This window comes from Psychromicrobium xiongbiense (assembly GCF_030271165.1).
In the GTDB taxonomy this organism is placed as follows: Bacteria; Actinomycetota; Actinomycetes; order Actinomycetales; family Micrococcaceae; genus Renibacterium; species Renibacterium xiongbiense.
The window spans coordinates 1-8,618 of record NZ_JASSZH010000048.1 but is presented as its reverse complement, the minus strand read 5'-3'; the positions used below and the strand labels follow the sequence as shown (position 1 = coordinate 8,618).

The 8,618-nt window shown below is 60.6% G+C and carries 8 protein-coding genes; 1 reads left to right on the top strand and 7 read right to left on the bottom strand.

Annotated features, from left to right (window positions below; translation table 11 throughout):
* Nucleotides 1-1,178 (top strand): IS1380 family transposase (locus QQM37_RS14050; protein WP_420030178.1); only part of this gene is annotated, 1,178 nt, incomplete at its 5' end.
* Nucleotides 1,179-1,392: 214 nt separating this feature from the next.
* On the opposite strand, the gene QQM37_RS14045 is transcribed toward QQM37_RS14050, so the two are convergent.
* From QQM37_RS14045 to QQM37_RS14015, 7 genes are all read right to left on the bottom strand, one after another.
* Nucleotides 1,393-1,947, bottom strand: a complete 555-nt coding sequence (locus tag QQM37_RS14045; RefSeq protein ID WP_285728241.1) for a T6SS immunity protein Tdi1 domain-containing protein — start codon at nucleotides 1,945-1,947, stop codon at nucleotides 1,393-1,395.
* Nucleotides 1,948-1,974: 27 nt separating this feature from the next.
* Complete coding sequence (locus tag QQM37_RS14040) at nucleotides 1,975-3,711, bottom strand: polymorphic toxin type 15 domain-containing protein (protein ID WP_285728240.1); 1,737 nt, start codon at nucleotides 3,709-3,711, stop codon at nucleotides 1,975-1,977.
* Nucleotides 3,708-3,998, bottom strand: a complete 291-nt coding sequence (locus QQM37_RS14035) for a WXG100 family type VII secretion target (protein ID WP_285728239.1) — start codon at nucleotides 3,996-3,998, stop codon at nucleotides 3,708-3,710. The genes QQM37_RS14040 and QQM37_RS14035 overlap by 4 nt, the downstream gene beginning before the upstream one ends.
* Entirely contained in the window at nucleotides 3,995-4,366 is a 372-nt protein-coding gene (locus QQM37_RS14030) for a WXG100 family type VII secretion target (RefSeq protein ID WP_285728238.1), read from the bottom strand. Before QQM37_RS14030 ends, QQM37_RS14035 begins: the two co-directional genes overlap by 4 nt.
* Before the next feature lie 231 nt (nucleotides 4,367-4,597).
* On the bottom strand, nucleotides 4,598-4,756 hold the full coding sequence (locus QQM37_RS14025) for a WXG100 family type VII secretion target (RefSeq protein ID WP_285728237.1): 159 nt from the start codon (nucleotides 4,754-4,756) through the stop codon (nucleotides 4,598-4,600).
* Nucleotides 4,757-4,887: 131 nt separating this feature from the next.
* On the bottom strand, nucleotides 4,888-6,495 hold the full coding sequence (locus QQM37_RS14020) for a hypothetical protein (RefSeq protein ID WP_285728236.1): 1,608 nt from the start codon (nucleotides 6,493-6,495) through the stop codon (nucleotides 4,888-4,890).
* A gap of 72 nt (nucleotides 6,496-6,567) precedes the next feature.
* Entirely contained in the window at nucleotides 6,568-8,379 is a 1,812-nt protein-coding gene (locus QQM37_RS14015) for an RDD family protein (RefSeq protein ID WP_285728235.1), read from the bottom strand.
* Between the last annotated feature and the right edge of the window lie 239 nt (nucleotides 8,380-8,618).

The window sequence follows — 8,618 nt, the reverse complement described above, 5'->3', positions numbered from 1 at the left end:
ATCGCCGCGCGGCCCCGACCTACACCCTCAACTGCGAAGAGCCGGTTTACGGGCTGATGGCTTCGGATCCCACGGTCAGCCGACTGTTCAAGGTGCTGGCCACGCTCACCCCGGGCAAGACGCTGTCCGCGATCAACAAGGCGCGCGCTGCCGCACGGGCCCGTGTCTGGGCTGCGGCCGGGGACGCCTCACCCCTGCATAACGCCAGTTCAGCTAACCCGGTCGTGATCGACCTTGATGCCACGCTGGTGAGCGCGCATTCGAAGAAGGAACAGGCCCGTCCGACGTGGAAGAAAGGCTATGGGTTCCATCCTTTGGCCGCGTTCATTGATCACGGTGGTGAGGGAACAGGTGAACCGTTAGCGATGATCCTGCGCCCGGGCAACGCGGGCTCGAACACGGCTACGGATCATATCCAGGTCGTCAAGGACGCGTTGAAACAACTCCCTCCCACACACCGGTCGGGGCGGAAGATCATGATCCGCACGGACTCTGCTGGTGGCACGCAGGAGTTTCTGCACTGGCTCAGCGCGAAACACCGGAACCTGGGCTACTCGGTCGGGTTCCCGATCCACGGCGCAGTTGAGAACGTCCTGCCGTTGATCCCTGAAACGGCGTGGGCCCGGGCCTACAACTCTGATGGGTTTGAACGTGACGGTGCCTGGGTGACGGGTATCACGGACATGCTCGAACTCTCCGCCTGGCCCCAAGGGTTGCGGGTGATCGTCCGAAAGGAAATCCCGCACCCCGGTGCTCAACTACGGATCACGGATATTGACGGGATGCGTTACACGGCATTCGCGACGAACCAGGCCCGCGGCCAACTCGCTGACCTTGAAGTACGGCACCGGCTACGGGCCCGCTGCGAGGACAGGATCCGGGGTGCTAAGGACACAGGCCTGACCAACCTGCCGTTGCGTTCCTTTGCCGCGAACACCCTCTGGTGCCACCTGGTCATGCTCGCTACCGAGATCACCGCATGGGCACAAATGCTCGCGTTCGCCGGAACCAAAGCGAAGCGGTGGGAACCGAAGAAACTCCGGGCCCGGGTCTTCGAGATCGCCGGGAAAATCAGCCACCACGCCCGCCAAACCCTCATCCACCTTCCCAGATCAGCCCCCGAAACAACCCTGCTCATCAAAGGTCTCACCCGACTCAGGACCATCACCCCGCCATAACCGAACAGCCAACGTCGAATCGATAAAGGAAGGAAAACTCGGGTGGCAGTGGAACCGCCCGCGCACAACCGCCACGGTCAGCGGCCACCCTGTCACACCCTCATGCCAAAATCGAACCAGTCAGGCAGCCAGTAAGCCCCGACCCCCACGAAACCCAGCCCCATGAAAAATCCAGGCTAGGTGGGCAAAATAGCTCACCGAAAGGTTGGCCGGCTTAACTATGAAAGACAAAACGATCGAGTGGGCCCATGAGGGCTGCAATGACTTCGATGTGGGTGTGCATATCGAGGATCTGAAGGTTCTCGACCTTCTCAGGACCACCGGCGCCAAGAATCGGAATATAGCCGAAGCACTGCTCGGGCCCCGGAACTCCATACCGCTCACGGGCCTCTGGGTATGGACTCCAGAAGAGATCCTCTTCCATGTAACGCTCCTCACCGATAAGTCTGAGGAAGTGTTTTGCGGTAAGGACATGTCGAATTAGTCCATGCCGATAATCTAGGAGGAGGAGCATTTCTCCATCCCAACCGATGATGTCACCCATGGCGGTAGTCATGATGGGGATCAATGGATTAAAACCCCGGTATGTCTCGTCAACGAGTTTGCTCCAGTCGTTCGGGTCGACGACTCGCAAATAGCCCTTGTGAAAGGTGCCTATGCCAAAGCTGGTCCAAAGTACAGCGAGTTCTGCTGGTACCAAGGGGGCGTACTTATCGATGGATGCCTGTGGCATATGCCCGGTCGGCACGAAATCAGTGATGCCAGTCATAAAATCCTCTGAGGTTCACTATTCGGATCAATAATTAAGTTTAACATGAATCAATGTTGTTTCGCGTTCAGTCTCACTGAGGTATATTGCGATATCCCTTACCCTTGCGTCAAAATCCTCGATTCTGGACTGCCACTGAGCACCGATGGAAGAGTTGATTCGACTATCACCGACACCGGACATTATCGTGGGGAATCCGCCAGCAATAATATCTGGATTGTGAAGCGCAGCCTGTCCACCCAGCCAAGCCGAGGCCTGAAGTTTAGCTTCATTCATGGGAATTCCAGCCAGGAGAAGCTCGTCGAGCTTGGCTTCAAATGCAATGCTGCGAGTCTTTAGCTGGGCCGCTGCTGCTTCAGATGGTCTGATTGGCAGACCAGCTGCCAGTCGGGCCGATAGTTGATCACGATTCCTCAAGAAATTTGCAACCGTCATGCTGTTTAGCCCAAGTTCTTGGCCGGCGATCTGGCGGCGGAACTCGATCGGATCGTGTTTGAGGTTCTTGATGAACTTCAGCTCGATCAAGGGGATACGAGCGATCCCGTTGGTCGTGATCATGCCATTCCTGAGTACGGCACCGACTCCAGCATCGACCGCAGATTTAGTGCCCGCTTTGATGCTGTTGGCTACGGCTCCGACGCCGAAGGGTGTGACGCCGGCCATGACGATGTCGTGGATCGGGTTTGCGGGTGTGCCTCCGTGGGCGGCGGCGTCGATACCCACACCGATCGCAGAGTTAATGCTCAACCCGGTCATCACCCGGAGAGGCAACGGAGCTTTCGTCCCAAGATACGTGAGAGTTTTGACGACTTTGAGCTCACGGAGAAACCCGAGAGTACGCGTGATCGCCCCGGCGATCCCGGCGATACGGGTCCCGATCGTCGTCGCAAGCTCCGTTAGCCGGCCGATCATGGCAACTACACGGGTGCCGGTGAGGCCGATTCTGGCCATCAGGGCGGCATTGCCCACGACCTCGGAGGCTCCCACGGTGAATACCGCGAGCAGGGCGGAGCCTGCCTCGATGGCCACGGTGATGGCCAGAAGCTCGATGAGTTCGTGGATGATCGCGGTGTGTGCTTCATCCACAGCGTCCGCGTACCCGGTACAGGCCTGGCCGAGCTGGTATGCGCCCGTGGAGAGATCGTTCAGATAGCCCCGGTACTGGTTGAGTTTCGTGTGGACCAGGTCAATTTCCGGGGTTGCAAGACCGCCCAGGGAACTGATCGCAGCATCAACTTTCCAGGCTGCGGAACGTAGATCGTCCCCAGCATGTTCCCAGGTTTTCTGAGCAGCCCGTAGCTTACCGGTATCACCATTAGGCCACACAGCCCCGACAACAGACTGGATCCATTCCCACCCCTGAGGAACACCGTTAGTGTTGCCACCCTGCGCGGTAGGTGAAATGGCGGAGCAGGTTCCGGACAGGTCGCTGGTATCTGCCGCTGAGTAGGCCAGACCCAGTGGTGACACCCCGCCGGAAGCATAGTGTTCGGCATCGGCCCAGACATTGGCGGTGTCTGCGAGCAGACGGGACAGCGCCCCTGCACCTGTGATCGCATCGGTAATACCACCAGCCAGATTCTGGGCCGCCTCATCGTAATCGTGAGCGAACTTGATACCGGCGTCATCATTTCCGGCCATCCCTGCTGCGTTGGCCAACCCGGACTTCAGCCCGTCCAGCCCCTGATGAAGGAACACCTGCGCCGAAGATAACCCGTCAGAGGCATCAACATAGGAGGAGGTATTCACGATCAGGCGCGTCACAGCCACCCCTTGCGGGCGGCATCCCCGGCCCCTTGGTACTGCTCCACCGCATGACCGGTTAGCGCGATGAAGTGATCTACCTGACCGATCATCGCATCGGTCTCTGCCTGCCAGCGGCCCATCTGGGTATCGAAAGCCAGTGCTGCGGCACCGTCCCATCCGGCAGTGATCGTACCCGTGCCAGCGGACACCTGATCGAGGAGTTCCTGGCAGTACATCGTGACTGCGGCCAGCTCCTGAAGGAACAATGCGATCTGGGTTTCATCAGCTTCAAACTTCGCGCTCATACAACACCGGCCCGGCCTGCCGAAGGCCTCGAGGACGTAACGGTGGTGGTGATGGTCAGGCCTGCAGCAGTCGTTGCTGCGGCCGCGACTCCGGCCAAGCCCTCATCGGTGATCGTGAATGAGGACGCACTCACGCCCGCGAACGTTGACAGTGCGGTCAACGCTTCCCAGACGCCCCGGGATCCATCGACCCACACAGCAAACGTTTTGCTCAGCTCATCGGCGGTAGTCCCTTGCCAGGACCCACCCAACACCCGACCCGCATGAACCTGTAGGGCCATGACCCTACGCTCAAGCTCGCCAGCATGGGCCGATAATGTTCCGGAGAAGCCCTCCAGCGCATCGCCATCTACCCTCAGATCCGCCATACCAACCACCCCCTCAACAACTACAGGGAAACCATCAACACTCCGACGACAGGATCACAGCTCATAGAACTAGCTGCGATCCCGCCCACTGATCTACTTGCCCAGCTGGGTGGCCAGTTGCTCGTCAGTGGAGCGGAGGGTGTCCGCTGCGTGGTGGAGGTAGGGGGAGAGACCGTCAAGACCGCTCACTGCCTGCTGTGCGCCCTGGGTGAACGGGTGGTACTCCGCCTCTTAGGGGTTCGAGGACTTGTCCGGGACGTAGCCGCTGGTCACCAGGGCCTGGATTTTCTTCTGCAATTCACCGAGCTTTGATTCCAGATCCGCCTTGCCGCTCTCCAGGGATTTTGCTGCGTTGTCGAGCTCATCAAACGTGACATTCATGTTCGCCATGGCCAGAACTCCTAGGGGGCTTGAGGTGAGGGATGGGACTAATAATGTAATTCAGTGTAGAAACTCGGGCGGGTATCCGCAACCCCTGCCTGGGGGCAGACGTTTAGATGTTGAGGCCGCCCGTCGTGGGCTTAGCGGGCCGAGCGGTTGGCTGCTGCGAGGAAGTAGCCGCCGGCGAGGCCTGCCACGATGGCGATGAGTGCGACGAGGATCAGCAGCCACCAGAGGAACTCCGAGGTGTTGCTTGCCTGGCTTGGCGCTGCTGCTACTGGTGCATTCTGGGTGGTGGGGGCGGGGGATGAATCAGGGGTAGCACCGGGAGTGACCGGGGTTGGGTCTTTGCCGACCAGTCCGCCGGTGGGTGTGGTCGTGGAGGAGTTCAGATCCGGGAGCGGGTTCTTGCCCAGTTGCGCGAAGGGGTCAGTGTTGGGAGCGCCGATGATTTGGTGGACCAGGGGGACTGGCGCCGGCTCGGGTGCTTTCACGGCCGGGTCCGTGGGTAGCGGCGTGACGGGGATGATAGGGATGACCGGGGTGGCGGGTGCGATAGGAGCCGTCACGGTTGGCTCTGGGAACACCGCGATCCAGGTGGCGGCCAGTCGTGCGCTTCCCGAGGTGGCGGCGATCTGGTAGAGGCCTGCTGGTGTGCTGGCCGGGATCTTGACCGAGGTGCTGGCCAGGGTGGCGTTGTTGACGGACACGTTCTGCGCGAGTTGGGAAACCACGGTGGTGCCGTCGGAGGTATAGAGCGTCAGATCGAGCGTGTACTTACCTGCTGAGAAGCCGTTGCCGCTGATCTCGGTGGTGTAGCCGCCCTTGGTCCCGGTATTGATCGTTGAGTTCAGCACGGCGTTGGCCCGGAGTACGTAGATGGAGAGTTGCGCGCTGACCCCTGTGAGGGTGTCGGTGACGTTCACGATGTACTGGCCCTCATTGGTGAAGGGGCTGGAGGTGAGGGCGAAGTCGAAGTTTCCCTGAGCGTCGGCGGTTGCTGTGCCACCAGGAAGAAGGAAGCTGCCCGTGGACACGGTGATATCTCCTCCGGGAACAAACCCGGCACCCTTGATGCTGGTACTCGTTCCCGGGGCGATTGGCAGGGTCGGCCCGGAAATTCGCGGATCGTAGCTACTGGTTTTCACCACGTAGACCGTCCCCGACGCACCGGTGCGAGGTTTTCCATTGGCGTCGTTTTGGCTCACGACGACGTCGTAGGTGCCCTGGGCCTGATTGTTCGGCAGAACGCAGGAGAGTTTCTGGCCGGCAGGCGGTGGGGTGGTCGTCTGTGGGCTGAGGGTGCAATCGAGGGTGACGGATGGCTTTGCCGGGTACGTTCGGGTGAGTGTTGCCTGGGCTGGCAGGGTGGCATCGAGGCCGTCAACGGTGCCGGTGAGGGTCTCGCCGGGCTGGACGGATGCCTGGTCCAGGTTCACGGTGATGGGTGGCGCCACAGGAGCTGACGGTGCAGTCGCGGTCTGTGCCGCGGCTTGTTTGAGCGTCGGCGCCTTGGCGGCCGGGGAGGCGGCGGCGGGGGAGCCGGAGGCAGGTGTCGCGGCTGCCGGGGAATTGGGTGTGGCGGTGGGTGCTGGTGTTCCGCCGCTGACTGGAGCGCCCGGCATCGGGCTGGCTGCGGGAGATACAGCTGCGGGAGATGCTGCTGGGGCATCGGAAGCATGCGCGGCCGCGATAGGTAGTGCCAACAGAGCGCCGACGGCGAGCGTGGCCAGGCCAACACGTAGCACCCTGAGGTCTTTTCTTACAACCAGTACCACGCTGATCAGTCCCCTTGTTCTCGTCCCCCTGACAAGGAGTCGTCAGTGGGCAGCGAAGAGTTGAATTTCGTTGTCTTTGGTTTTGACGACCGCTCCACTGGCAACAATGGCCAGTGGAGTCACTCCGTTGTAGAGAGTTGCTTGATGTTCCTGGAGGTAGACCGGGCCCTCATCGGTGGTTCCGAGCACACCGTCCGCGAGGATCCCGGATCGTTTGATGCCCTGAGCCTTGAGGTCCAATAAAGGCAATCCACTGGACAGATTATATGCATACCCTGCGAAGGAGGCCCAGAGGAAGCCGTTTCCCCGCACCCAGACGGGATCCTCATCGACTCGGGAGAGCGGGACTTCCAAGCTGGAGAGCAGTTCGCCGGTGGATTCCCGGTAGACGGCGATGGTGACCGGGTTCTTCGGATCACGGCTATCGGGGAAGGCAGACCACAGCACCACAGCCAGTCCGTGGCCCGCAGTCACCCATTTCATGAACTGAAGATTCTCACTCGGTGCGCTGAGGGGGACGTCCTGCCGGTCTTTGCCGTCGGCGCTACTGATAGTCAGTGATCCGGAGTACTTGGCACTGAGCAGTTTGCCGTCATCGACGCCCATTGCGATCTTACCGTCAATCCCCGTCACGGGGGCGAGACCGGTTTTGGTCAGTGTGGACAGCTTCCCGTCGTGGGCGGTGACCAGCAGGTCAGTGCCTGCGGTGGACAGGGTGGCATCGGCTGGTATATCGACGGGTGTGGCGGGTGCTTTGCCCAGGCTTGGCACCCAGGCGTGGAGGGTGTTGCTAATGCGCCAGACCATCCCGGGCTCGCCGCTGATGCGTGTTTCCTGGGCAAAAACGACATCATCGTCAAGCGTCTGCTCGCTGATCACAGTCCCGGTAGCGTTATCGAGGATGGTGAGTTGGTGGTTATCGAAGACAAACGTTCCGCCCTGGGCTGAGGTGACCTGCGCCGTGGTGCCCAGTGGCTTCCGCCAGAGGGGGCCCGAGGCATAGCCCGGAAAGCCAGCGCCCATGTGGGTCGTGAGGGTGGGCTTGATCAACGCGAGATTGGCTGCACTGTACTGGTGAGGCCCGGTGGGCCGTTCCAGTGGCTGTAGGAATCCACTGCCCCAGGCCGAACCGAAACACAACGCCGTGATGACCATAATGCTGGTCAGTCCTTGAATGGACGGAGCGATCCACCGCGGTGCCTGCCTCCGTTGCGGGGTCGACGTCCCTGGCAGGGCGGGTAGGGCGGCAGTGACGCTTGCAGATGTCTGGGTGGGCGGCGAGGTGATCTGAGTCGACCAGACGGGCAGGGGAGGGGGGAACATTTCGATCGTGGCTGCGGTACCCGGGGCGATCCAGTCCTGGACTCGTGGCGAGTAGTAAGCAGGCACGGGATTCATCGGGTCGATGCCGGAGCGGATATCGATGACGGTCGTCTCGCTAAGTTGATGAAGCCAGGTCTGCTGATCATCGCGGTCCTTGCGGAATTCCAGCCAGAAGATCACCGGCCCGATCCCGATGAGCAGCAACCCACCCAACGATGCCAGGCCGCGGTACAACGTCCTGCCCACCGAAGACGGTTGACTGGCGTCCTCTGTCAGAACCCGCAATCCGAGGAAACGGTCGCCGATCGATTGCCCCGTCCTGGCGAGCATGCCCGCCAGGACCAGCCCGTAGATGATGCCGATCAGCGCGATCCCCGCCAATGCCACCAGACCCGGACCTGCCTCTGGGGCGAAGCCTGCCGGGAGTAACCACATCACGGCCCCGAGTGCAGGGATGGTGAAGATGGCCAGATCAATCAGATAGGACATAGCGCGACGCGGCAAGGACGCTACAACGATGCCTTCGGGCACAACACGACTTTCGACGGGGCGGGGGGCGAAACGATCAGAACTTCCTTCGAGTGTAGGTGACCCGGTGGATGGTCCTGCAGACCGGCAAGAGGATTTTCGTAACGGTGGGGTAACGACTTCCGCGAGGAGTTGCACCTCCAGGAACCGGTTAGTACAGTCGATGATGTTATGGGGATTTTCCTTCCCATGCACTTTCATCTGTACTTTTTAGTTGAGGAGTTCTGGCCATGGCGAACATG